Source organism: Planktothrix pseudagardhii (assembly GCF_904830925.1).
Taxonomy (GTDB): domain Bacteria; phylum Cyanobacteriota; class Cyanobacteriia; order Cyanobacteriales; family Microcoleaceae; genus Planktothrix; species Planktothrix tepida.
Genome location: NZ_LR882967.1, coordinates 1,389,953 through 1,416,218, shown reverse-complemented (window position 1 = coordinate 1,416,218; position 26,266 = coordinate 1,389,953). Strand labels below are relative to the sequence as shown.

The 26,266-nt window shown below is 40.6% G+C and carries 18 protein-coding genes; 6 read left to right on the top strand and 12 right to left on the bottom strand.

Annotated features, from left to right (window positions below; all coding sequences use genetic code 11):
• Window positions 1-12: 12 nt before the first annotated feature.
• The 4 genes from NMK36_RS05995 (at window position 13) to NMK36_RS05980 (ending at window position 4,646) form a co-directional block, all read left to right on the top strand.
• Window positions 13-456, top strand: a complete 444-nt coding sequence (locus NMK36_RS05995) for a DNA-binding protein (protein WP_254173287.1) — start codon at window positions 13-15, stop codon at window positions 454-456.
• A gap of 244 nt (window positions 457-700) precedes the next feature.
• The gene (locus NMK36_RS05990; protein ID WP_254173286.1) at window positions 701-925 is read left to right on the top strand and encodes a hypothetical protein; all 225 of its coding nucleotides are present in this window, start codon (window positions 701-703) and stop codon (window positions 923-925) included.
• Window positions 922-1,344, top strand: coding sequence for a type II toxin-antitoxin system death-on-curing family toxin (locus NMK36_RS05985; protein WP_026794820.1), 423 nt, complete (start codon window positions 922-924; stop codon window positions 1,342-1,344). Before NMK36_RS05990 ends, NMK36_RS05985 begins: the two co-directional genes overlap by 4 nt.
• 113 nt (window positions 1,345-1,457) lie before the next feature.
• The gene (locus tag NMK36_RS05980; RefSeq protein ID WP_254173285.1) at window positions 1,458-4,646 is read left to right on the top strand and encodes a CHAT domain-containing protein; all 3,189 of its coding nucleotides are present in this window, start codon (window positions 1,458-1,460) and stop codon (window positions 4,644-4,646) included.
• A 98-nt stretch (window positions 4,647-4,744) separates the two neighbouring features.
• Here NMK36_RS05980 and gap read toward each other — a convergent pair whose 3' ends face one another.
• The gene (gene gap / locus NMK36_RS05975) at window positions 4,745-5,767 is read right to left on the bottom strand and encodes a type I glyceraldehyde-3-phosphate dehydrogenase (protein ID WP_072717256.1); all 1,023 of its coding nucleotides are present in this window, start codon (window positions 5,765-5,767) and stop codon (window positions 4,745-4,747) included.
• A 323-nt stretch (window positions 5,768-6,090) separates the two neighbouring features.
• Here gap and NMK36_RS05970 point away from each other — a divergent pair, with 323 nt between their 5' ends.
• Complete coding sequence (locus NMK36_RS05970; RefSeq protein ID WP_072717257.1) at window positions 6,091-7,245, top strand: ATP-dependent 6-phosphofructokinase; 1,155 nt, start codon at window positions 6,091-6,093, stop codon at window positions 7,243-7,245.
• 2 nt (window positions 7,246-7,247) lie between these two features.
• Here the strand turns inward: NMK36_RS05970 and NMK36_RS05965 are convergent, their stop codons facing one another.
• From NMK36_RS05965 to NMK36_RS05915, 11 genes are all read right to left on the bottom strand, one after another.
• Window positions 7,248-7,616: a cyclic nucleotide-binding domain-containing protein gene (locus tag NMK36_RS05965; protein WP_072717258.1), complete on the bottom strand. Its 369-nt coding sequence runs from the start codon at window positions 7,614-7,616 to the stop codon at window positions 7,248-7,250.
• 166 nt (window positions 7,617-7,782) lie between these two features.
• Entirely contained in the window at window positions 7,783-8,355 is a 573-nt protein-coding gene (locus tag NMK36_RS05960; RefSeq protein ID WP_072717259.1) for a Uma2 family endonuclease, read from the bottom strand.
• 100 nt (window positions 8,356-8,455) lie between these two features.
• A complete protein-coding gene (locus NMK36_RS05955) occupies window positions 8,456-9,034 on the bottom strand; it encodes a Uma2 family endonuclease (RefSeq protein ID WP_072717260.1) in 579 nt (192 codons plus the stop codon).
• 282 nt (window positions 9,035-9,316) lie between these two features.
• Window positions 9,317-11,215 carry a CASTOR/POLLUX-related putative ion channel gene (locus NMK36_RS05950; RefSeq protein ID WP_254173284.1) on the bottom strand — a complete coding sequence of 633 codons (1,899 nt, stop codon included), beginning with the start codon at window positions 11,213-11,215 and terminating at the stop codon, window positions 9,317-9,319.
• A gap of 73 nt (window positions 11,216-11,288) precedes the next feature.
• The gene (gene glgP, locus NMK36_RS05945) at window positions 11,289-13,772 is read right to left on the bottom strand and encodes a glycogen/starch/alpha-glucan family phosphorylase (protein ID WP_254173283.1); all 2,484 of its coding nucleotides are present in this window, start codon (window positions 13,770-13,772) and stop codon (window positions 11,289-11,291) included.
• Window positions 13,773-13,928: 156 nt separating this feature from the next.
• Window positions 13,929-15,107, bottom strand: coding sequence for a transaldolase (locus tag NMK36_RS05940; protein WP_254173282.1), 1,179 nt, complete (start codon window positions 15,105-15,107; stop codon window positions 13,929-13,931).
• A 304-nt stretch (window positions 15,108-15,411) separates the two neighbouring features.
• Window positions 15,412-15,909 carry a DUF1269 domain-containing protein gene (locus NMK36_RS05935; protein ID WP_072717265.1) on the bottom strand — a complete coding sequence of 166 codons (498 nt, stop codon included), beginning with the start codon at window positions 15,907-15,909 and terminating at the stop codon, window positions 15,412-15,414.
• A 314-nt stretch (window positions 15,910-16,223) separates the two neighbouring features.
• The gene (locus NMK36_RS05930) at window positions 16,224-19,547 is read right to left on the bottom strand and encodes a DUF4347 domain-containing protein (RefSeq protein WP_254173281.1); all 3,324 of its coding nucleotides are present in this window, start codon (window positions 19,545-19,547) and stop codon (window positions 16,224-16,226) included.
• A gap of 576 nt (window positions 19,548-20,123) precedes the next feature.
• Window positions 20,124-20,849 (bottom strand): serine O-acetyltransferase, encoded by a 726-nt coding sequence (gene cysE, locus NMK36_RS05925; RefSeq protein WP_254175166.1) that lies wholly within the window; start codon window positions 20,847-20,849, stop codon window positions 20,124-20,126.
• Window positions 20,850-21,228: 379 nt separating this feature from the next.
• Window positions 21,229-23,115 (bottom strand): cysteine desulfurase, encoded by a 1,887-nt coding sequence (locus tag NMK36_RS05920; protein ID WP_083579857.1) that lies wholly within the window; start codon window positions 23,113-23,115, stop codon window positions 21,229-21,231.
• Window positions 23,090-24,535 carry a family 2B encapsulin nanocompartment shell protein gene (locus NMK36_RS05915; RefSeq protein WP_254173280.1) on the bottom strand — a complete coding sequence of 482 codons (1,446 nt, stop codon included), beginning with the start codon at window positions 24,533-24,535 and terminating at the stop codon, window positions 23,090-23,092. The genes NMK36_RS05920 and NMK36_RS05915 overlap by 26 nt, the downstream gene beginning before the upstream one ends.
• A gap of 662 nt (window positions 24,536-25,197) precedes the next feature.
• Between NMK36_RS05915 and NMK36_RS05910 the strand changes: the two genes are divergently transcribed.
• The gene (locus NMK36_RS05910; RefSeq protein WP_072717270.1) at window positions 25,198-26,220 is read left to right on the top strand and encodes an ABC transporter ATP-binding protein; all 1,023 of its coding nucleotides are present in this window, start codon (window positions 25,198-25,200) and stop codon (window positions 26,218-26,220) included.
• Window positions 26,221-26,266 lie beyond the last annotated feature (46 nt).

Below are 26,266 nucleotides of genomic sequence, written 5' to 3'. Positions count from 1 at the left end.
AGGAATATTAATATGTTAGAAAAAACCGGATCAAGCCAGGAATTTTTATTAACAACAGGGGAGAAAGAAGAAATTGCCGAAATAGCTCGGTTTTTAAATTCAGAAATAGCACCCGCAAAATTAATATTTAATAATGGTCAGGAAGCCATTATTTCTGAATCAATTTATCGGCTGTTACGACAAATTATTCAAGTAATGGAATCAGGGAAAACCGTTTCAGTTTTACCCCCAGATTATCAAGTGACAACTGAGACAGCAGCGAATATTCTTAAGGTTTCCCATGCTAATTTGTTGCAACTTTTAGAAACAGGAGTTATTTCTTGTGTCGTGGTTAATTCAGAAATAAAAATTCCCTTACAGGATTTAAGGGATTACAAAATAAAACGAGATGAAGCCAGGGAAAAACTGTTAGACGAAATTATGGAAATCAGTCAAGAAGCAGGTTTTTATGAGTAAAGCAGATATAGCAATCCTAAATCAATTGTGATAAAAACCTGTAGGGGTGGCGTCCCTCCCAACCCTCTTTGCGCCTGGGTTGGGAGGGACGCCACCCCTACGATAAAATATTACAACCTATTTAGGGTTGCTATATTTTAGCAATTGATCTAAAAGTTTCTTCGATTTTGTTATAATCATTGTGATTGATGTAAATCAGTAGTGACTCAATCCTTAATAATTTAAAATATCTTATGCAATAACTATGACTCAAGAAATGCGCCAACAAATCGTTACCTTAGCCAGAGAATTACCTGATGAACTGTTAGCAGAAGCCCTGGTGTTTTTGCAGTCTCTCGCAGAGAAAGCACAAAATAATCACTCCGATAATTCTTCAACTATTGATCAATCTGAATTTGACAAAGCAATGGCAGCTTATCAAGTGATTAGCGAAAAGTATAAAAATGCGTTAAGGGAATTAGCCCAGTGAATGAACCCTTATGGATTTTTGAAGAAATTGTTCGAGTTATTCATCAGGATCAAATTCAGCAGCATGGTGGCAGTTTAGGACTCAGGGACGAAAATCTCCTTTCTGCGAGTTTAGCTAGACCCAGACATTTATTTGCTTACGGTCAACCTGATTTATTTGACCTGGCAGCCGCTTATGGTTATGGTTTGGCTAAAAACCATCCGTTTATTGATGGTAATAAACGCACAGCTTTTGCAGTAATGGCAACTTTTTTGTTGGTGAATAGCTATTTATTAGAAGTTCCAGAAATCGAGGTTGTGCAAATCATGGAAGGGTTGGCAACTGACCAAAAAACTCAAGAATCTTTAGCCCAATGGTTAAGGCAAAATTCTGTTAATTCATCTGTTGGAAAATACTTGAAACCGAAAAATAGTTCTTGACATTGGCATAGTTTTATCCCTTCAGCAGTGCGAGTGTCCTGACTCGCTGAAGAATAGGGTAAAAATTAGTGTATAATAATGTTAAATAAAAATCAAAAATATTCCCTAAACTAATGAATAAACAAAATACGTTTTTGGGGACTGTATTACTAACAATTATATTATTCCTTTTCCCTGGAGTGTTAGCGATCGCCACACCCAAACCCATTTTTAATCAAGGCAAAAGACCAATATCAAATATAGCACAACAGCCAGCTACTACCGAACAACAGACAGCTAAAGAACTTGCTGAAAAAGCCTTTGCTGAAGCCTTGCAACTCCAAAATCAAGAAACTGTAGAATCCTTGAAACAAGCGATCGCTAAATATCAAGAAGCGATCCAGTTATTTCGAGCCGCAGATGATCAACATGGAGAAGCTAAAACTTTGGGTAGTATGGGTATTGCTTACTCCCAATTGGGCGAACAACAACAGGCAATTAACTATTTAAACCAGTCATTAAAATTATCTGAAGCTGAAAAAAATATTCCCAATCAAATCACTTCTTTAGTCAGAATTGGGCTGGCTTACCAAGAATTGAATCAACTACAGCAATCTATATCTTACTATGAACAAGCATTACCTCTGTTGCGAACCACAGGAGAAAAAGCTCAAGAAGCTCTCATTTTAGCAAAAATTGCCTTAGTGTACCAATCTCTAAGCAATTTCGAGCAAGCGATCGCTTATTTTAACCAATCCATCACCCTCTATGAAGCCGAAAAAGACTCTGCAAATGCTGCTAATACCCTGAAAGGCTTGGGATTAATTTACACATTATCAGGCAATAATCAGAGTGCGATCACTCAATACGAAAAAGCACTTTTATATTGGCAAGCTATTAACTCCAACAGCGAGGCAGCTCGCGTGCTAACACTTATGGGTAATACTGCCAGCAATTTAGGTAATTATCAGCAAGCGATTAATTACTACAACCAAGCCATTTCTATTTGGCAAGATCTGGGAGAAAAAGATCAGATAGCTCAGTCTTTCCAACTTTTAGGTCAACTTTACAGAGAGCTAGGCGATATTGATACCAGTTTATCCTACCAAAAACAAGCTCTTTCCCTCTGGGAAGCTCTCAACGATTCGGCAGGTCAAGCCCAGATGCTATCAGAAATTGGTTTAACCTATCGCACAATTTTAGACGATACAAAACAAGCTATTTCCTACTATGAACAGGCACGTTCACTCTGGCGATCATTGAATAACCAGTCAGAAGAAGCCCAGATTCTCAATGCTATCAGTAGTATCTATTATTGGTCAAAAAATTACCAACAAGCGCGGGAATATCTAAATCAGTCACTGCAAATATTCCAAGCTCAAAAACTCCCTAGTTGGGAAGCAGAAACCTTGGTAAAACTGGCTATGGTATATAGCTTGTCAGGAGATAAAGATCAAGCACTAATATATCTCAACCAGGCAATTTCAATCATTGAAACCTTGCCCCATCCAGATTTTAAAGCTCTTGAGTTTTCCCGTGCTGCTAATACCTATTACTTGTTAAAAGATTACGAGAAAGGACTTAAATACCATAACCAATCCCTGCAACTATGGCAAGGGATGGGAAATCTTAGTAATCAAGCATTCGAGTTAGCAATAATCGCTCGAATAGAAAGAGATAGAGGAAATTTTAATCAATCTCTGACTAACATTGAAGCTGCAATTAAAATTATTGAAGACCTCCGCACTAAAATCGGTTCTCAGGAACTCCGGCAATCCTATTTTGCCACTGTCCAAGATTATTACCAATTTTACATTGACCTATTAATGCAACTGCATCAACAAAACCCCCAAAAAGGATATGATGCTTTAGCTTTTCACGCCAGCGAACGTTCTCGCGCCAGAAGTCTGGTAGAACTCCTGACCGAAGCCGGTGCTAATATTCGTCAAGGGGTAGACCCCAAACTATTAGAACAAGAACAGAATTTACAACAACAACTCAACACGGTCGAAAATCAACGATATCAACTCACTCAGGGTAACTATACTCAACAACAACTTGATGAAATTAAACAACAATCTCAATCTTTACTCAATCAACTCGACGAATTAGAAGCGAAAATTCGCCTTACCAGTCCCCGTTATGCTAACCTCAAATATCCCCAGCCTCTCACCCTGCAACAAATTCAAGAAAAAGTCCTTGATGATGATACCTTACTATTAGAATATTCCTTGGGAGAAGAGCGCAGTTATCTCTGGGCTGTGACTAAAAATAGTATTACCAGCTATGTTTTACCGAAACAAAGTGAAATAGAAGAAATTGCCCAACCTTGGCGAGAGATGAATGAATCTACTTCCGTAGAAAGCGGACTCCCCCTCAGTGAAATATTACTAAAACCCGTCGCTTCTCAACTGGGAAATAAACGTTTATTAATTGTGGGGGATGGGGTATTACAATATATTCCCTTTGCTGCTTTACCCATTCCATCTCAACCTAATACACCCCTTTTAGTAGAGCATGAAATTGTTACCGCTCCCTCAACTTCAACCATTGCTATTCAACGGGAACAACTACAAAATCGCCCCACCGTAGCCAAAACTGTCGCAGTATTAGCCGACCCCGTTTTCAGCCTTAATGACTCTCGCGTTACTAGAAATGCACCCCAACAAAACCCGCAAACCCTCAACAACTTAGCCCTGACTCGTGCGGCGCGTAATTTAGGTATTGGGGAAGGGGCGAAAACATATAGCCGTCTGGAGTATACCCGCACCGAAGCCGAGGAAATTATAGCATTAGTTCCCGAAAATCAAAGGTTACAAGCCCTAGACTTTCAAGCCTCCCTAGAACAAGCCAAAAATCCCCATTTATCCGAATATCAAATCGTTCATTTTGCTACTCATGGTTTACTGGATTCTGTTAATCCTGAACTATCGGGAGTAGTGTTATCCTTATTTAATCAACAAGGACAAGCTGAGGATGGATTTTTGCGCCTTCAAGATATTTTTAACTTAAATTTACCTGCGGAATTAGTGGTATTAAGTGCCTGTCAAACGGGCTTAGGGAAAGAGACGAAAGGCGAAGGTTTAGTGGGAATAACTAGGGGATTTATGTATGCTGGTGCGCGGCGGGTTGTTGTTAGTTTATGGAGTGTTAATGATGCTTCGACTTCTGAGTTAATGAGTCGATTTTATCAGCCGATATTGAAGGAAGGTAAGAATCCAATTATCGCTTTAAGAGAGGCTCAGTTAGAGATGTGGAAATCGGGAAAATGGCAATCTCCCTATTATTGGGCAGCGTTTACAGTTCAGGGAGATTGGCGGTAGAGTATTAACCTGCACCCAGTTCTTAGAAACCGGGTTTCTGTATTAGATTCATTGTAGGAAATGAAGATATCTTGAGAAACCCGGTTTCTGTGAATTATTTACAGAATTCCGTCTTTTTTCGCCATTGAAATCATCAAATCAACAACACGACAAGAATAACCCCATTCATTGTCATACCAAGCCACAATTTTGAAGAAATTAGAATTCAGTTCAATACCTGCTTTAGCATCAAAGGTACTGGAACTGGGATCTGTGGTAAAATCTGAAGAAACCACTTCATCTTCAGTATAGCTTAAAACTCCTTTCATCGGGCCTTCGGCTGCGGCTTTCATCGCGGCACAGATTTCTGCATAGGTGGTAGCTTTTTCCGTGCGGAAGGTTAAGTCAACCACTGACACATCGGGGGTGGGAACTCGAAATGCCATTCCCGTCAATTTTCCTTTTAACTCCGGTAACACTAAGGTAACAGCTTTGGCTGCGCCTGTAGATGCCGGAATAATATTTTGGGCTGCGCCACGTCCTCCCCGCCAATCTTTCTTACTAGGGCCATCAACGGTGGGTTGAGTTGCGGTCATGGCGTGAACTGTGGTCATTAACCCTTCGGCTAACCCAAAGTTATCTTGAATGACTTTCGCAACGGGGGCTAAACAGTTGGTGGTACAACTGGCATTAGAAACAACTAAATGCGCTTTCGGGTCAAATTCTTCATGGTTGACCCCGACTAACAAGGTTTTCACTTTATCCGGGTCTTTGGTGGGGGCGGAAATAATCACCCGTTTTGCACCCGCTTCAATATGTTTGTAAGCCCCCTCGTAGTTGGTAAATAACCCTGTACATTCCACCACATAATCAACGGTATCTTCTTTCCAAGGAAGTTGGGTGGGATCTTTAATAGCGGTACAGCGAATAAAACGTCCATCTACCAGAATGCCATCTTCTTTCGCTTCTACTGTACCCGGAAACACCCCATGAGTCGAGTCATATTTGAACAAATAAGCTAAGTTATCCGGGGGAACTAAATCATTAATTCCCACAAATTCCACATCGGGGTTATTAATGGCAGACCGCATGACCAAACGACCAATGCGACCAAACCCATTAATTCCTACTCTTAACGGCATATAATTTACTCCTTTTGACCAAATGAAAAGTAACCTGATTGTTCAAGCCACAACTAGGGATAGACTGTAGCACAAGTCTTGATTGTTCAGGTTAATTCTTCCTGTTATCTTAAGAAAATGCCCCTCTGAATCCAGATTTTTTTAAGATAAAATAGAAGAAATTTCAGGAAGAGGAGATATTGTCTGGAAATCTAAAAAAACTTTTTTGACTGAACGTTAAGAAAGGATAAAAAAAACTAATTTTATCGCTTAAGGTGTTAACAAATTGGGAAAAAATCGGTAGGATTCAAGTGTAGACAATTTGGCTTCAGCCAAAAGTAAATATGAACAAACGTAAACGGATTGGCATTTTAACCAGTGGAGGAGACTGTCCCGGTCTCAATGCCGTGATTCGAGCCGTTGTCAATCATGCCACATCTGAATATAACTGGGAAGTGCGAGGCATTCCCTATGCGACTCAGGGGCTCATTGAACGGAAAAGTGTTGTATTAAATTCTTATGGTTTAGAACGGCATGGTACTGATCCTTTATTAAGTATGGGCGGAACGATTTTAGGTTCCATTAATAAAGGAGATACAGAAGGCAATACAGATGATGTTATTCAGGGATATTATGATTTAGGACTTGATGCCCTGATCGCCATTGGCGGTGATGGTAGCCTTGCTATTTTGCAGAAACTGGCTGAAAAAGGCAATTGGAATTTAGTCGGTGTTCCCAAAACTATTGATAATGATGTCGCCCATACAGAATTATCCGTTGGGTTTAACTCCGCCGTTACGACGATTTTAGATTGTTTAGATCGGTTGAGTTATACCGCCGCCAGCCATGACCGGGTGATGGTGGTGGAAGTTATGGGACGGACAACGGGACATTTAGCCTTAAATTCGGGGATTGTTGGGGGGGCGGATGCGATTTTAATCCCAGAAATTCCCTATTCGATTAAAACCCTATGTAAACAGATTCGAGAACTCCGCAACCTCTATGGACGAAAATTCGCCATTGTGGTGGTTGCAGAAGGAGCAAAAACCGCCGACGGGGAAAGTCGATATTATAAAGATGCCCTCGGAGAAGTGCGACTGCGGGGAATTGGGGAATATATTGCCACGGAAATTGAAAATAATATTGGGGTAGAAGCGCGAGTGACTGTCCTGGGTCATGTTCAACGGGGTGGAGCGCCTTCAGCTTTGGATCGATTAATTGGAACAGCCTTCGGAAAAGTAGCTGTAGATTTAATTGCGGAGGAAAAATATGGCGTGATGGTGGCTTGGAAAAACAACACTGTCGCCACCGTTCCCCTGGCGCGGGTGTTTGCAGATAGCCCCCGACTGCTCAATCCTAACGGATTTTGGGTGGAAACCGCTAGATCCCTGGGAATTTATGTCGGTGAAGAAGTCGATTGTAGTGAGGATGGTTCAGGGATCTCAAATCTCAATGGTTTGAAACCCTCTGAATTAGAAGTGATGAATCAGATTAATTAAGTTTAAAGAGAACGTTTCATCCGACGTAAACGATCCGAATAACTTTTGAGAACTTCTAAGGCAAACATGGGCGTTTGCTGAACTGCAAACAAAAATCGAGATTGATCCATAATTGCTAAAAGACAATCGGTTTTAGCAATAGCAGTAGACGCTCGTGTTCTATCGGGTTGAACTAAGGCTCCTTCCCCAAATACATCTCCCGCAATCAAGGTTTCTACCACTTTCCCATTCACCCATAATTCAATTTCACCTTGGAGGATGCCAAACATGACATCCCCCAATTTGCCCTCTTCAAAAATAACTTGACCTGCGGCATAATGTTGTTCGGGTTGTTTAACAAACAGTTTGACGGTTTCGGCGGGTTGCAGCATTGAATTGAAACTCCCATTCAGTGAAAATAGAGATTCTTATTAATTTTTCCTTAATAATATCCCAATTTCATAAATGTTTTTTCGTTAAAATCAACCGCCCAGCGATCGCTGTTGATCCTAAAAAGAGCGATCGCTCTTGAATTGAACTAAAACTGGGGTTTCTTTTTTAATTAAAATTCAAAACCTCAGAAACCTTCAAGTTGAGTTTCCCAAATCCAGGCGATCGCACTAAATCATCGTTACTAAAATTACCTACCGTTGTATAAATATTATCCATCAGTTCTAATACCAAGATAGTTTGAGTTTGGGGATCAATAATCCAATATTCAGGAATACAACAATCTTGATACTGAATTCTTTTAGCAATGTAGTCCCTCTCCCTTTGTATCTCTCCAGGGCTAACTATTTCCATAACCAACAGAGGCGGGGCCATGTTCAGACGAATGGTGTTACGCTTTGATAGTTGTTGAATATGTTCTTCTCGGATAATAGTTAGATCAGGATAGCGGTTTTTGGGTTCGCCTCTGACTTCTAGTTCCAACCCGTGTCCTCTAACGCGATCGCTTCCTAACATTAAGGCAAAAACCATAAAGAGACGATTAGCAATTTGGATATTAAACCCTGATTCTGGCGGCACTTCTATCAATTCTCCATTAAATAGTTCATAGAGTTTTTCCGAATTATCGTCATATTTTAGGTATTCTTCAAAGGTTTCAAAGCGAGGTTTAATCGTTAGCATCTCATATCTATTCCCTGAACGTTTACCCCATTATAGCTTAACTCAATAGCATCCTGTTTTTCTATCACTAGGGAACAGCTTAGAAGACTATTGTGTCATTTTAAAATAGAGGTAAGTTTAAAATAAAGTCTGGTAAGACATTTTCCCCTGATAAAGTTGTGGGTAATTGGACAATTTCAAGAGGTTGATGAAGACGATAAATTTCTACTTGTTGTGCTTGAGGATTAATTAACCAACCTAAACGCAAACCACTGTTAAGATATTCCTGCATTTTTGCTTGAAGTTGGGTTAGGGAGTCAGTACGAGAACGTAATTCAATTACAAAATCAGGACATAAGGGGGGGAATTTTTCTTGTTCTTCTGCTGTTAGTAATTCCCAACGTTCCTTCGCAACCCAAGCCACATCAGGAGAGCGATCGCCACCATTAGGTAAACGAAAGATAGTAGAAGAACTAAATACTTTTCCGAGTTGAGTTTGACGATTCCAAATGACTAAATCAGCATTCAAATCTGATTCTCGATTACCACTGACTCCACCAACGGGGGGCATAATTATCAATTCTCCTTTAGCGGTTCTTTCCAACTGCCAATTTTCATTATCTTGGCAAAGTTGATAAAATTGATCATTGCTTAAGGTAACATTTTTGAAACTTAAAATAATAGGTTCTGAAGTAATCATTTTGCCCTCCCAATACTAGGGTATACATAATAATCGTTTTATTGTACTGATTTTTAATAAATATTGGCTGCAATTTATATATAGCAATCCTATTTGATTTGTGGTAGGGGTAATTCATGAATTACCCCTACAGTAAGGGTTTTAGTCATAGAGGTTATTACAACCTATTTGGGATTGCTATATTGTAACATTTTATTTAAAAAAGTGCTATTCCTTGTGACCCTAAAGAAGTAGAAGAATAGGAGAGAATATTAAAGAATTGAGATGGCACCCTGATTAACTTTAGCAATCCGCTAAAACAATAATCCGATCTTGAGGGGAAAATTTTACCAATTCATCTTTCTTTGGATTCAGTACAATTCCATAACCTCTGGCTAAATTTTGAGCATCTTTTAAACAGCGATAACCAATGGCTGATTCTCCCCGTTGTTTGGCAGCTTCAACAACAGTATAAAAATTAATCGGTTCGTTAAGATTCACATAGTTACTAACCGGTTTGAGGTAAATTTCCGACCCTTCAGGACTAAATAATTCAGCAAATACAGAATTTAAGCTTTTCTGTTCTGAAACTTGGGCTAACATCCGACTAATAATTTGTTCGGTAATTACAAAATCATCGGGACGCGCTACCTGAGCTAAGGCTTGATTGCGGGTATCTAACATTTCAGTGACAATCTGTATATTAGGATTTTTGCGATCAGCAATATCTCGAAGATAGATTAAGGTAATTAACGTTTGAGCGTCGGCTTCTTCCGGGTCTAAATCAGGATTAGACAACACAATAACATGGTGATATTTTTCTAAACTTAGAGACTCTAAAACGTTCCGTTCTGTGATTGATCCTTGATAATAATGGAGGGTTTGTTGTTGCAAATTCAAGGTCTTTAAATAGTCGATGATGTCAGTTTCAGGAAAGGGTGAAACTAGAGTTACACTGGAGTTGCTGGCAACGTATTGATCGAGTTGAAGCACAATCCGAGGAATCCGATCATTCCATCCTAAAATTAATGTATGTTCAGACGTTGCGATCGCTGTTTTTTGGGTGAGTTGAATACCCTGGTGATTAATCGCAGATTTGGAAACACCTGATAAACGAATCGTGCTATCATCTTCACTTAAAAGCACTAATTTTTCTGCGGGTTGTAAGATTCTCTCAATTGACGGATTGAGTTGAATTGTTCCATCCGTTAATTGCATTCCTATCACCGCAGAATCTTTATAAGCTAGGAGAATATCTCCATAGGATTGTCCCTGTAAAGCAGGTTCTTCGTGAATATAAATTTCAACCCCGGTAAAATCCAATAATTCCAAATAAACAATCGATAAACCCGATTGGCGGCAAGTTTGAACAATAATCCGGGAAATTAAATCCTGAGTGAGTAATCCTTCAATTTCATCCTGTCCAATCAGTTGAATAATATCGAGGGTATTAATATCTTGAACTTGTGCTACAATATGATAGGGTTGAGACTCTAACCGAGGTAAATTTTTAATCGCTAAAAGAATCTTAATTAAATTAATATCTGATTTGGCGGGAGACTCATTTAAAATAATAATTGAGCGGGCTGCCTGAATATTCACCATGCCTAAATCAGCTAAATTACTGGGATTTCCCGTGCGACAAACAAGGCGAACTTGACGCAATTTCCCTAACTGATCATACAGATGATCTTCCATCTGAACTTTATCTTCAGGACTGAGAATCACAATGCAAGTATCTGAACGATTAGCATTTGCTAAAATCAGTTGATTAATTAACGTGATAATTTGTAATGACCAACCCAGGATCACAATATGATCTGTTTCAATTACCCGTGAACGTCCCTTCCGTAAATCTTCTAACTTGGTATCAATGCCACTACTGAGCACACCAATTAGGGTACTAATAATAAAGATGCCCCCAAAGGTAACAAATAACATCGCCAGACGAAATGACCAGCCTTCGTCTCCTCCCATGGTTCCCGCGTCCAAGGTACGCATTAAAACAGCCCACATCGCCTCAAAAGGATTCAACCCTGTATCGCCTTGGGGTGCAATTCTGGCGAGACTGACTAAAAATCCCATGAGCACAATAAAGGCTAAGGACACTAATGCTAAACCACTGACTAAAGCAATGGTTCCTTTTGACATGAAATTATCAAATCTGTAGCGAAACTGCTCTGCAAACGTAATCTTACTCATTCGGTTATGATCTCCTCTGGAAATGTCAAATTAGCGGGTTAAACTGGGTACAAAACTTAAAATTAATAATATCCTAAACCGGATGAATCTGCCAAATATTCTCAGAGTAGGTTTGGACAATTGCATCGGAAGAAAAACAACCCAAACGCGCCACATTTAAAATTGACATTCGCGTCCACTTTTCCCAATCTCGATAGGTTTGGCTGACTTGATCTTGACAATCTATATAGGATTGATAATCCGCAAACAGCATATATTCATCATGGTATAATAAGGCATCAATTAAGGTTTTAAATAAATTTGGATCGCCTTGGGAAAAATAACCCGATGCAATTTGATCAATACATTGTCGTAGATTTTCATTCCCATGATAATAACTCCAAGGATTATAACCCTTGGCTTTTAGTGCTTCTGTTTCGGGTAAATTTAAGCCAAAATCAAAGAAATTTTCTTCTCCCACAGCATGGCGTAATTCTGCACTGGCACCATCTACAATTCCCATGGTTAATGCGCCATTGAGAGCAGGTTTCAAAATTGCCAGTCCTCCAGCTTTTTTACCCGCCATCGCTAAATGTTCAGACACATCGGCGGCTGGATAGATACGTTGACTTAAGGTTATATTAACATTGGGAATAAATACGACTTTTAAGCGATCGCCAATGATCGAATCTGAATTCACCACTTGACCCACCGCATGGATTAATTTAATCATTAATTTCCCCATCACATAACCGGGGGCTGTTTTTCCTCCAAAAATAAAGGTTTGAGGAACATAATCAAAGTTGGGATTTTTCCGAATTCGATTGTAAAGAGTAATAATCTTCAAAATATTAAGATGTTGGCGTTTATATTCTTGAATCCGTTCTATTTGAATATCAAAAATAGAATCAGGATTCACTTTTATTCCACAATTTTCTTCAATATAATTTGCAAGTTGTTGTTTGTTTTCTTGTTTAATATTACGCCAAGCCGATCGGAATTCGGGTTGATCTGATTCTGCTTCTAAGCGATGCAAATCCGTCAAGTTTTTAATCCAGCTATTGCCAATTTTAGAAGTGATTAAGTGGGTTAAATTGGGATTAGCTAAGACCAACCAACGCCTGGGGGTAATTCCACTGCTAATTGTTCTAAATTTTTCCGGTGATAATTCATAGAAATCAGGAATAATTGCTTGTTGCAAGCGTTCAGTTTGCCAGTTAGAAATCCCATTAATGGCATAGCTTCCCACACAAGCTAAATGAGTCATCCGCACATAACGTTCTCCCGTTTCATCAATTAAAGATAATCGGGCTAATTTACCAAAATCTGCCGGATATTGGCTGCGAATATTAATTAAAAATCGGTTATTAATTTCATAGATAATTTCTAAGTGACGGGGTAATAAACTTCCTAATAATCCAATCGGCCATTTCTCTTGAAGTTCGGGTAATAGTGTGGGGTTGACATAGGTAAAGGTTTGTCGGGTAATTGACCAAGCTTGTTCCCACTCTAAACCATATTCATCAATCAATAATCGCATTAATTCTGCAATAGCGATCGCACTGGGAGTATCATGAAGTTGAATTGTATAAGACTGATCAAAGGTGTCTAACGTCTTTCCCGTTGCTAAATGATGCCGAATCATATCTTGCAGGGAACAGGACACAAAAAAGAATTGTTGTTCTAAACGCAGTTGTTTTTCTTGAATCGGTTCATCATGGGGATATAAGACTTTTGTAAGTAATTCCACATAGGGTTTTCCCTGAACTGTTCCATAATAATCCCCCATATTAAAATCTTGATAATTCAGGGAAACAATGGGTTCGGCTTTCCATAATCGTAAGGTATTAATCCGATGGCTTTGATAACCGGAAATCGGGGTATCATAAGGAACACCTTTAATCCGACGAGGGGATATCCAACGCACTCGATAGCGTCCTTGCTCATCATAATAAGCTTCCGTATGACCCCCTAATTTAACCTCTACCATGGCTTCTGGACGAGCAATTTCCCAAGGATTTCCATAACGTAACCATTTATCGACTTTTTCGACTTGCCAACCTTGATGAATTTCTTGATCAAAAACGCCAAATTCATAGCGAATTCCATAGGCAATAGCCGGAAGATTTAAAGTAGAAAGAGAGTCTAATTGATCAACAGGTAATTGTGAAACATTTCCATAACCTAAACTGGGTTGGATTTCTTGCTCAATTAAGGTTTGTAATTGTAAGTTGAAGGGTTCAAGAATCTGTTGTAGAGGTTCCCATAAATTGAGATTGATGATATGATTAGCCAGGTGACAGCCAAAGGAATATTCGGTAGAAAAATAGCAAACTCGTTTAATATTGTTTTGAGCATCCCGTTGAATCGTTTTCACCCAATCAGGCATTAATACTTGTCGAACAGTATAAGCTAAGGCTTGATATAACTCTTGGGGGGTTGCTGTTGTCGGTAATTGACCTTGAAGATAGAGAAGATTTGCAGCAAAGTTTCGTTGCAAATCATCTAAAGAGCCTAGCCTTTCAGGATCATCGGCTATTAGATCGTTTAAAATAGAATCGGGAATCGAGGGACTCATCTTGAGATTTAAGTATAGATTTCATAATAATAAAACTTTATGGCGCATCAGTCATCCGTAAAATTACTAAAAAATCGGTTTAAAGCCTGATCTTTCTGGCTATATGTAGAGACGTTTCATGAAACGTCTCTACAACATTTTGAGGGTTTTGGGTATTTAAACAGTGGCTAAATGGAACGATACTCCCAGTCCAGCCGCCATTTCTTCGGCGGTAATTTGACCATCATTATCTTGATCAAGGGCATCAAAAACAGCATCGGTTCCTGACCATTCTTCACGGGTAATATAACCATCTCCATCTAAATCATAGGCGCGAAAAATATCTTCCGCCGCATGACTAATCACTTCTTCCCCTTCAATTCTAGCTAATCGATCTGCTAAGAATTTTTCCAACGCTTCTAAGGCTTTAGAAAATCCTTTAATTCCTTCTTCTAATTTTTCCGAAGCCATCCGATCTTCGGCGTGCATTCGGTTAAAGGTGTCTTGATCAATGGAGATTTTTTCCATCTCAAAAGTTGTAGCAGTTTGGGGATTGAGTTTGCGAGGTAACTCACCCACTGTAGATTGTAATTCTTCTAATAAAGCGGGAGAAATCGTTAGTAAATCACAACCTGCTAACTCGGTAATTTCCCCAATATTGCGGAAACTAGCCCCCATGACTTCTGTTTGATAACCGAATTTTTTATAATAATTATAAATTCGGGTGACAGATAACACACCGGGGTCTTCCTCTGGGGGATAGGAATCTCGTCCACTTTCTTTTTTATACCAATCTAAAATCCGCCCCACAAACGGAGAAATTAAAGTTGCACCCGCTTCGGCACAGGCGATGGCTTGATGAATCCCAAATAAGAGGGTTAAATTACAATGAATCCCTTCTTTTTCCAAAACTTCTGCGGCTTTAATTCCTTCCCAAGTGGAGGCAATTTTAATTAAAATGCGATCGCGAGAAATGCCATTGGCTTCATATTGTTCAATTAAATAACGACCTTTAGCAATGGTGGCTTCCGTATCATAGGATAACCGAGCATCCACTTCCGTTGACACCCGCCCTGGAATAATTTCTAATATTTTTAACCCAAAGGCAACGGCTAATCGTTCAAAGGCTAAAGTGGCAACTTCTGAAGGGGAAGCACTTTTCCCTAACTCCTGACGCGCTTTTTTGAGGGTATTATCCACAATTTCCTCATATTGAGGCATTTGGGCAGCAGCGGTAATTAAGGAAGGGTTGGTGGTTGCATCTCTGGGGGTATACATTTCAATGGCTTGGATATCTCCCGTATCCGCCACTACAACGGTCATTTCGCGTAGTTGTTCGAGTAGAGTCTGTCCCATTGTTTTCCGTCCTCTATAATTAGGTCGTTAACCGTTAACGGTCGGCTATTTTAATATAAATGCTAAAGTAAAGTATATCAAATCTAATTTTTTTGACACTCTACTAAATGCTTGAATTCTGATATAATCTTAACAATTATGATCAAAATTTCTATGATTATAAACGATTATAAAAATTCTAAGGCTAATCTTTATAAAAAAATTAGAATTGTTAAAAATCGGGTGCGTCAGCTTTGTTTTACGCACCCTTAAAGCAATTTTAGCTAATTTTACCTATGACACAGAATCGAATTCAAACAGTGGATTAAACCGTTACGCCTCGGTTGGTGAGAACTTCCTGTAATTGGGCTTCTTCATCTTTACTCAGGGAGGTTCTTAATACTTTCCCCCCATAGGGTGCGACTTCTTCTAACACTTTATCGGGGGTGACTTTCCGCACTAAAACAAACAGCGCAGAGGTTCCGGGTTGCATTGTTTCCCCCAAAGACTTCATAAAGTTATCATCAACACCAATATCACTTAATGCGCCACTAGCAGCCCCAGCAGCAGCCCCGACCGCAGCCCCTAAAACTGGACTCAGGAATAAAGTTCCAATTAATAAACCCCAAAACCCACCACTGACCGCACCAGCCGTTGTTAAGTCAACAGCCTGTTTGAGTTTAACTTTCCCTTCAGCATTCTTGACAACAACTGCTGCGTCTTCTAATTCGATTAAATGTTCTTTTTGTAATTTAATCAAGGTTAGACGCACTTCTTCGGCTTTGTATTCGTCATCGTAAGCGATCGCAATTAAGTCACTCATGGTAAAAAAATAATAAAATTAGTCTTTAAGACTTTAGCACAAAATCGTTTTTCTGCCCCTAACAAAATTATTAATTTAACATCCTCCTTAAGGAAGATTTTATCAATTTTATCTCTCAGTTAGAAAAATGCTATAGCAATCCTAAATGATTTGTGAAAAAGTTTTGTAGGGGTTTGGTTTCCAAACCCAGGCGCAAAGAGGGTTTGGAAACCAAACCCCTACGATAAAATATTACAGCCTATTTAGGACTGCTATATAACCTCAGAAACCCAGTTTCTACCAGAAACCGGGTTTCTCTATCTCTCAATTGAGAATTAGGCTTGAATTACAAATTGAGTTGCTGTTAAGACAGGTTTAGTGGTTAAGGTTAAGAATTGAGCACCTGTGCCAAAACCTGCGGCTGTGCCGTTTTGATTGTAGAATAATCCGCCCGTCGCGGTATTATAAACAATATCGGCGGCACTGGTAGCAGCGAGAGCATCCGTTGTTACCTTAGCAAATTCAGTAGCAACAGAAAACCCAGTTCCCGCAATACTGCTAATACTGGTAAAGGTGGTTTTATCTAATACAATCAGATCCCCTTGGGCTATGGTAAAATCGGTAATAGAATCCAAACCTACCGCAGTAGTCGTAAAGGCTGCATTAGTATTATAGATAAATTTATCCGCACCGAGTCCACCCGTCAGGGTATCATTAGCGGCATCTCCACTGAGGGAGTCGTTGCCATCACCACCTAATAATTGGTCAGCACCGCTACTGCCAATCAAGTTATCATTTCCGGTACTGCCATTAAGAATATTATTAGCAGTATTTCCGGTAATAATATTAGCTAAAGCATTACCTGTACCATTAATAGCAGTAGTTCCGGTTAAGGTCAGGTTTTCGACTTCCACAGGTAAGGTATAAGTTACAGAAGATTGGACTAAATCTGTGCCTCCAGAAGCTAATTCTGTAACAACATCTAAGGCATTATCAACAACATAAGTATCGTTTCCTGTACTGCCTTTCAGTTGGTCGGCTCCGGTACTCCCATTCAGGATATTATTAGCAGTATTTCCGGTAATAATATTAACTAAAGTATTACCAGTACCATTAATAGCAGTAGTTCCGGTTAAGGTTAGGTTTTCGACTTCCACAGGTAAGGTATAGGTAACAGAAGATTGGATTAAATCTGTACCTCCAGAAGCTAATTCTGTAACAACATCTAAGGCATTATCAACAACATAAGTATCGTTTCCTGTACTGCCTTTCAGTTGGTCGGCTCCGGTACTCCCATTCAGGATATTATTAGCAGTATTTCCTGTAATAATATTAGCTAAAGCATTACCTGTACCATTAATAGCTGTGGTTCCGGTTAAGGTCAGGTTTTCCACTTCCACAGGTAAGGTATAAGTTACAGAAGATTGGACTAAATCTGTTCCTCCAGAAGCTAATTCTGTAACAATATCCCCAGCATTATCGACAACATAAGTATCGTTTCCTGTACCGCCTTTAAGTTGGTCGGCTCCGGTACTGCCATTGAGAATATTATTAGCAGTATTACCCGTAATGATATTCGCTACCGTATTCCCTGTACCGTTAATGGCAGTAGTTCCAGTTAAGGTTAGGTTTTCAACGTTGACAGGAAGGGTATAGCTAATAGAAGATTGAACTAAGTCGGTTCCTTCGTTGGCTAATTCTGTCAAAACATCCCCAGTGCCGACAATGTAAATATCATTACCTGCATTGCCTTTGAGTAGATCGTTACCTGCTCCGCCATCGAGAGTATCAATTCCATCACCGCCATTTAAAGTATCATTACCACCATTACCCAAAAGTTGATCATTTCCGCCTAAACCGTTAATGATTTCTGGGTTGGCGGTTCCTGTGAGAATATCATTATTAGCCGTACCGTTAATTGTTCCTGAAGCAGTATCATTTAGATAACGGACAACGGCAAAGTCATTGCTAGAAGAACCAGCCAGAACAATCTTGCCATCAGACTGCAATGCGACACTACCGCCGTACTCAGAACCCCCTAAGTCCGTCGTGAGTTTTCCATCCCCACTCAAGGTGGTGTCGAGACTACCATTACTGTTGTAGCGGACTACAGCAAAGTTACTATCAGAATCACCAGCCACAACAATCTTACCATCGGGTTGTAATTCTACACTTTGGCCAAAGTCATACCAACTCCCTAAGTCCGTCGTGACTTTTCCATCCCCGCTAAAAGTGGTGTCAAGACTACCATTACTGTTGTAGCGGACGACAGCAAAGTCAGCAGGGTGACGAAATGTGCCGTCTCCGGTATTACCAGCAAGAACAATCTTACCATCGGGTTGCAATACTAAGCCTGAAGACCACTCAAACTCATCACCCAGGTCGGTCGTGACGATACCATCGTCGCTAAACGTAGTATCAAGACTGCCATTACTGTTAAGACGTGCCACGACAAAGTTTTCCAGAACAGCGTCGAAAATACCACCAGCGACAACAATCTTACCATCCGCTTGCACTGCTATGCTGATGCCATTATAGCCATCAACTTCCCAGTTCACAGGAAAGGTTTTGATGCCATTCTCACCAAATGTGGTATCGAGAGTGCCGTTACTGTTATAGCGTAATAGTTGATTGCTACCACCGACAATAATCTTGCCATCAGACTGCAATGCGACACTCTCGCCAGACTCATAACCCCCTAAGTCCGTCGTGAGTTTTCCATCCCCGCTAAACGTGGTATCAAGACTACCGTTGCTGTTGTAGCGAACAACTGCAATATCAAAATTAAAATTGGGATAACCCAGGCGACCAACCACAACAATCTTACCATCGGGCTGCAATACCATACTGTTGCCGAACTCCTCACCCCCTAAGTCCGTCGTGAGTTTTCCGTCTCCGCTAAACGTAGTATCAAGACTGCCGTTGCTGTTGTAGCGAACAAGTGCAATATCATCGTTAGAAGTACCAGCAACAATAATTTTTCCATCCGGTTGCAACGTCATAACACTTCCATTGTCTTCAGTCCCGCTACCCAAGTCTGTTGTGACGATACCATCCCCACTGAAGGTTGTATCTAAATCCCCTGCGGCTAAAACTCCCGAATAAGTTGCCATGACTTCGGGTTTAAAAACAGACTTAATTTCTATCGGATGAGTTGTTTGATTCAGTTGCCAATTTTGTCCGAATTCGGTTTGACCAATGGGGTGAGAAGATGCCGCAATTTTAGCGTTTGTGTGGTGATGTAATTGCTGTAAAAACGCCTCTCCGGTTTTCCCATCCGCCACATTGCAAGCATAAATTAACAGTTGACGGATATTCCAAGTCTTCAGGAGTTCGCTAACCGTAGGCAAGGTTTCCTGATGAAAAATAGTATTGCCTAAATATAAACACCCCGGTTTACCATGAGCAACTAAATAAACCGTTTCAATAGCGGCGTGTTGTTGCAGAATTGTCGTAATTTGTGCAATGCCGTTTTCTTGGGGATGGAGAACATAAACGGCTGTATTAGGTTGGACTCCGGCAATGAGTTGATCGATGTCAGAAACATTAGAGTCAATAAAGATCATCTCTTGGGTTTGCTTGAAAGTAGATGAATCTGGGTTAAATGCTAATCCGAAATGACCCAAATTATTCTGGGTTAGATGCGTACTTGAATACATAACCTTAATACCCCCTCCAGTAGTCTTTAAGGTCATAAGCTAACCGTGACAAGGATTATTCAGCTTGGTTTAGAGCCAACTATTCTTATGACCCTTTAAGTATAATTATCTAGTCTGATCTTGTTGACCCGTCAATTCTGTTACCAAACGTTACAAAAAACAGCTAGATTTAGGCTTGAATTAAAAATTGACTTGCTAATCTCAAAGAGAAACCCGGTTTCTAACAACTTAGTGCAGGCTACCAGAAACCGGGTTTCTAAAGTGATCTTGATTTCTGACAACAAATTGAACAGAGAAACCCGGTTTCTAACAACTTACTGCTGACTCACAGAAACCGGGTTTCTGAAGTTATCCTGATTTCTGACAACAAATCTAACCGAGAAACCCGGTTTCTAACAACTTACTGCTGACTCACAGAAACCGGGTTTCTGAAATTATCCTGATTTCTGACAACAAATTGAACAGAGAAACCCGGTTTCTAACAACTTAGTGCTGACTCACAGAAACCGGGTTTCTAAAGTGATCCTGATTTCTGACAACAAATCTACCAGAGAAACTCAGTTTCTAGGAATTGATTTAAATCCCTGCTCCATTCAGAAATTCTTCAATAATTTCGTTAGCCTGAATATTAGCGAGCGCATCTTGTTGCGAGCTATCTGGAACTTCCGTCACAGAATTTAAAGCCTTTAAACTAGCTAATTCCTGTTCTAAAAGTTTAATTCGTTCAAACAAATTCCGAATCACTGTAGCTTCAGGATCAGGTAAATGATCGGATAATTGTAAATCATCCGTTTCTTTAGAATTGCGCGTAATCCGCCCCGGAACACCAACAACTGTACAATGACTGGGAACATCTCTTAAGACCACCGAACCCGCACCAATGCGAACCTGATCCCCAATATAAATATTACCTAATAATTTAGCACCTGCTCCCACCATTACATGATGACCTAAAGTAGGATGTCGTTTGCCTTTTTCCTTCCCCGTTCCGCCTAAAGTTGCCCCTTGATAAATTAAAGCATAATCCCCAACAATTGCAGTTTCTCCAATCACAACTCCCATGCCATGATCAATAAAAACCCCTTTACCAATCTTAGCACCGGGATGAATTTCAATTCCTGTGAACCAACGGCTCAGATGAGAGAGAAAACGGGGTAAAAATGGAATCCCCCAACGATATAAACGATGGGCAATTCGATGCCACCAAATCGCGTGTAATCCAGGGTAACAAAATAGGATCTCTAACCAATTGCGGGCAGCCGGATCACGTTTGGAAATGGTTTTTAAATCTTCCAAAAACATCTGAAAAGCATTGGCTTTATTGGGCAAGCTATCAGAATGTTGGCTGGGAATTGCAGAGGTTTTTTGAGGGGTATTGAGCAAACTGGAATTAGACATAATAGCGGTTTTTCGGTAGGTAATGTACAGAGATTTTTTTCAGAAGCCACAAAGATACAAAGACACGAAGAATGACTCAGGGGGTATTTAAGATTGATTGGGTTTTTTAGGGAAACAGGACTTACGCACTGCCTCTATCAGTAAGGTGTTTTAGTGGAAGTTTAACGCACTAATACACTATATATGGAGTAGCTGCGTAAGTCCTGAGAAAATAATCCTGTTTTTAACAAAAGGAAAAATTTCAAAATCCCCCTAAAAAAGGGGGATCTAATCCTACAAGGGTTTAACGAAATCTAAGAGTTTGTAAAACCTCTATTAAAGTGTCAATTTCTGCACAAGTGTTATAAAACGCTAGAGAGGGTCGAACTGTACCCGTTAAACCATAACGCTGCATTGTCGGTTGAGCACAATGATGACCTGCACGAACGGCAATACCTTCTTGAGCAAGGCGTTGACCCACTTGTTCTACCGGAATGTCATCGAGAATAAACGATAACACACTGACTTTATGGGGGGAAGTGCCAATTTGACGCAAACCCGGTATTTCCGCTAGGCGTTTTGTGGCATAACAGGTGAGCTTGTGTTCATACTGCTCAATATTGTGCATTCCCAGGCGAGTAATATAGTCAATGGCTGCTCCTAGTCCTACCGCATCCGCAATATTGGGAGTTCCGGCTTCAAATTTAGCTGGGGGGTCGCTGTAAACCGTCTTTTCAAAACTAACACTGCGAATCATACTCCCTCCACCTTGCCAAGGAGGAAGATCTTCTAAAATTTCCCGTTTGACATACAATGCTCCAATACCTGTAGGTGCAAACAGTTTATGACCAGACAGGGTATAAAAATCACAATTGATGTCTTGAACATTGACAGGAAAATGAGAAACCGCTTGGGCACCATCCACCAGCACCGGAACACCATGACGGTGTGCCACTTCAGTCATTTCCCGCACGGGGAGAACCGTTCCCAAGGCGTTAGAGACTTGAGTAATTCCCACTAAACGAGTTCGAGGGCTGAGGAGTTGAGCATATTCTTCCAAGAGAATCTCACCGCGATCGCTCACCGGAATCACTTTAATGATAGCCCCCGTTTGTTGGGCTAACATCTGCCAAGGAACGATATTGGCGTGATGTTCCAGGGTGGAAAGCAGAATTTCATCTCCTTCACCAATGTGTTTGCGACCGTAGGTTTGAGCCACTAAATTGATCGCTTCCGTTGTCCCCCGCACAAAGATAATCTCGGAGGCTGAACTCGCTCCTAAAAACCGTTGTACCTTCTCTCTAGCGGATTCGTAGGCATCCGTTGCCCTTGCGGCTAGGGTGTGAGCTCCTCGGTGAATATTGGAGTTGTCTCGCTGATAGAACCGCGATAAACTATCAATAACGCTTTGTGGCTTTTGAGTGGTTGCAGCGTTATCCATCCAGATCAGGGGTTTACCGTTGACGTTTTGGTGCAAGATTGGGAAGTCTTTGCGAATTGCCTGAACATCAAAGGGTTCCCCTGATTCTAACCCCAGGTTTTCTACCTTTGGGGAAGAGAGAAAATAAAAAGACGGTTGAGAGGGTTCCTGGGCTGGAAGCGGATTATCCTGAATCTCTGTAAATACCTGTTTCCAATCCAAGTCGCTAATCGGTGCAATTGCCGTTGGATTCCCAGAAGTTGGAATTCCAGGATCAGGTTGAGCGATGGGCAACAAAGAAGGAATCTCAGTTAAATACTCTTTAGGAACCGGATTGAAGGCTTCGGAAGTAACATCCGGGGCTGGTAAGGCGGTCGGTTGTGAGCCCAAGGATGGACTGATGGGTTCTGGCTGGGTCAAGGCTTGTTTGAAACTGGTTTCGAGTTGAGTCGGTAACAGCGTCGCCACAAACTGTTGCGCCATCCGGGTTAAGGCTTCTTCCGTTAACACTTGGCTGGGTGCTGCACTTCCCAGGAATACGACTCCACCAACATCTGATCCTCTGCTGTCCGGTTGGGGTAGGGGCGGGTGGGTAGGCGCTGCGGACTGAGGGGGAGTCAGGGGGGCAATATTGTTTTCAACGGGTAAGGCAGTATAAAACTGATTTGCCAGGGTTGCCACACTTAGGGGGTCAAATATCTGATTCCCCTCAGAGGGTTCGGGCAAATAATCGAGGTTTTTGCCGTTAGACTCTGGCATATTCATAGTCATGGTAGTATCCCACTTCGACGTTTTCCAGAACAGCTACCGCATCATCGGTTAAGACCGCGCAGGAGAAATATAAGGTGAGCAGGTAAGACGCTAAGGATTGGGAATCAATACCCATAAACCGCACGGATAAACTGGGGAGTTGTTCACCCGGAATCCCGACTTTATGCAAACCGACGACCCCTTGTTCTTTTTCACCCACTCGCACTAACAGAATATTAGTTTTACCGGGGCCTTGGAGGTTGCCATTGTAGCCTTTGATTTCTAATTTATCGCAGGGAACTAATGGCACACCGCGCCAAGTGATGAAGGGTGCTCCAAATATATTAATGCTCACAGGTGGCACACCCCGACGAGTGCATTCCCGCCCAAAGGCTGCGATCGCACGGGGATGAGCTAAGAAGAAGGCGGGTTTTTTCCAAACCCGGGTTAACAGTTCATCCAGGTCATCGGGAGTCGGGACATCATAGCGAGGTTGAACCCGCATTAAGGGCGAAATCGAGTTGAGTAAGCCAAAGTTAGGGTTATTAATGATTTCCCATTCTTGACGTTCTTTTAAGTTTTCGACGGTGAGGCGAATTTGTTCGCGGAGTTGATCAATGGGTTCGTTATAAATATCGGTGACATGGGTATGAACCCGCAGGATATTCTGGGCTAGGCTCAGATCATATTCTCGCGGTTCAATTTCATAGTCAATATAGGAGGCGGGAAGTTCAATTTCTCCTTGATAATCAGAGATCACCGGGATTTTTTCTTCGCCATAAACATTAACAACGGATTTTAACCGACTTTGTTCTTCAATCGCCTTTTGTAAACTTAATCGAATATCTGGAGACTGACTCAGAATTTCGTCAAAGCAGGGTTTGGAAAGGGCTAGTAAGCGACAAGGAGTGAGGGTACGAATTGTGGAATGACTGATTACTTCTGGAGCTAAACCCACCGCCCCAAAGTAGTCTCCGCTTCCGAGCACCGCCACTCGCAGATTTTCTCCTTCATCGCCGGAGGTGGAAACTTCTAATTTTCCTTCAACAACGATATAAAATTTTTCTCCGGGCTGACCTTGTTGGATAATGGTTTCGCCAATATTGAAGGATTCACTTTGGAAACGATTGGCGATCGCTGCTGCATCCGATGGGTCAAGGACGGATAACATCGGAATGGTGCGTAATTCTTCAGGGGAAATACTGGAATGTCCGTTATTATTATTAACCCGAACTTTAGGACTGGGTTTGAGAACAACTTTTGTACGGTTTACACGATAAGTACCCGATTGTACCTGTACCCAAGGCAGAAAATGTAATAGCCACCGAGGGGTAATTCCGGCCATTTGAGGCACGGTGTTGGTGGTGATGGCTAGATTGCGAGCGGCTTTTGTATCGATGCTTTGCCGTTGACGGGTTTGATTTGGGTTGATTGTTACCATAAGATTTCACTCTTTTTTGAGTAGAAAAAGTTTCCAAAACTTTACCTGTCACCTAATATTTTTAGGTGTTTTTTTGTTTAGAAGCTTCTTCTTTATTTTTTCTGACAACTAACAGCTTATAGCAAATAATCAGAATTGATAATCACAATTATCTATTAATAAAAATCTAACCATTCAGAGCTTTTATTGACACAAATATATTAAAAAAAGTTACAATTGTATCTAGGGCTGCAAACAGCCACAGTATAGGCTTTTTAGGCCTTAAAAATCGACGATTTAACTGGGTCTAACCTCTATCTTGGGTCGCCTTTTACTTCATCCCTAGCGGATTATGATAGTTTTTAAGGGGTCAATATCCCTACTATAATTCGTCATCAAGAGCAAATTTCTCAAGGATTTCTTAAGGGTTAGAGATACAAACCCAACTCTCTCTCGTTTAAAAGTAAGGATAGAAGGTTCCCCTGAATAAATTGCACCTGCTTATTCAAATTTTAAGTGATGAAGCTCAATAAATCCGATAAATTAGAGAAAGGGTATGAGACGCATTTCAAATTTGCCTTGGCTTAGAGTTACAGAAGAGCTATAGGATAGTAACTGGGGAGTTGAGTCAAATTCAGACTAAAATTAAAATAGCTAGATATTATTTTATTCTTTATAAAAATATGATAATCAATTCTGAAGAGAAGCTCAAATCTGAGCAAAAAAATACTTTCTTAATTCGGGTTGAAAACTTACAAAAATACTTTCCCGTGATGCAAGGAATTTTGCTACAACGTCAAGTTGCCGCCATTAAAGCTGTTGATGGGGTTACGTTTGATATTCAACGGGGAGAAACCTTAAGTTTAGTCGGGGAGTCGGGGTGTGGAAAAAGTACAACCGGACGACTAATTTTACAACTCACTCGTCCGTCCGATGGAAAAATTTACTTTGAAAATACCGATTTAACTTGTTTAACCGAGAAAGAATTACATCCCTTTCGCCGACGAATGCAAATGATTTTTCAAGATCCCTATTCTTCTTTAAACCCTCGAATGACCGTCGGTAAAATTATTAGTGAACCTTTAATCATTCATCAATTAGCAAATCCAAAAACAGCACAAAATCGAGTCAAAGAATTATTGGAATTAGTCGGATTAAATTTCGATGTGATGAATCGTTATCCTCATGAATTTTCCGGCGGACAACAACAACGCATTGGCATTGCCAGAGCCTTAGCCATGAATCCTGATTTTATTGTTTGTGATGAACCTATTGCTGCCTTGGATGTTTCTATTCAAGCACAAGTCATTAATTTAATGCAAAATTTACAGAAAACTCTAGGATTAACTTATCTGTTTATTGCCCATGATTTAAGTGTAGTTCGTCATATTTCTGACCGAATTGCGGTGATGTATTTAGGGAAAATAGTAGAAATTTCAGATCGGATTTCCTTGTATGAAAATCCACTCCATCCCTATACTCAAGCTTTATTATCCGCCGTTCCCATTCCAGATCCCGAATTAGAAGCCAAACGACAACGAATTTTATTAACCGGGGAAGTTCCTAGCCCGATGAACCCTCCAACAGGATGCCGATTTTGTAGTCGTTGTCCTTATGTTATTGAACAATGTCACATTGAAGAACCTCTCTTAAAAAATATAGGTTCAAACCATTACGTTGCTTGCCATTTGGTCAACTCTAATTAAATTTAAGCTATAGCCATCCGCACCAAGATTGTAATCATTTACAACC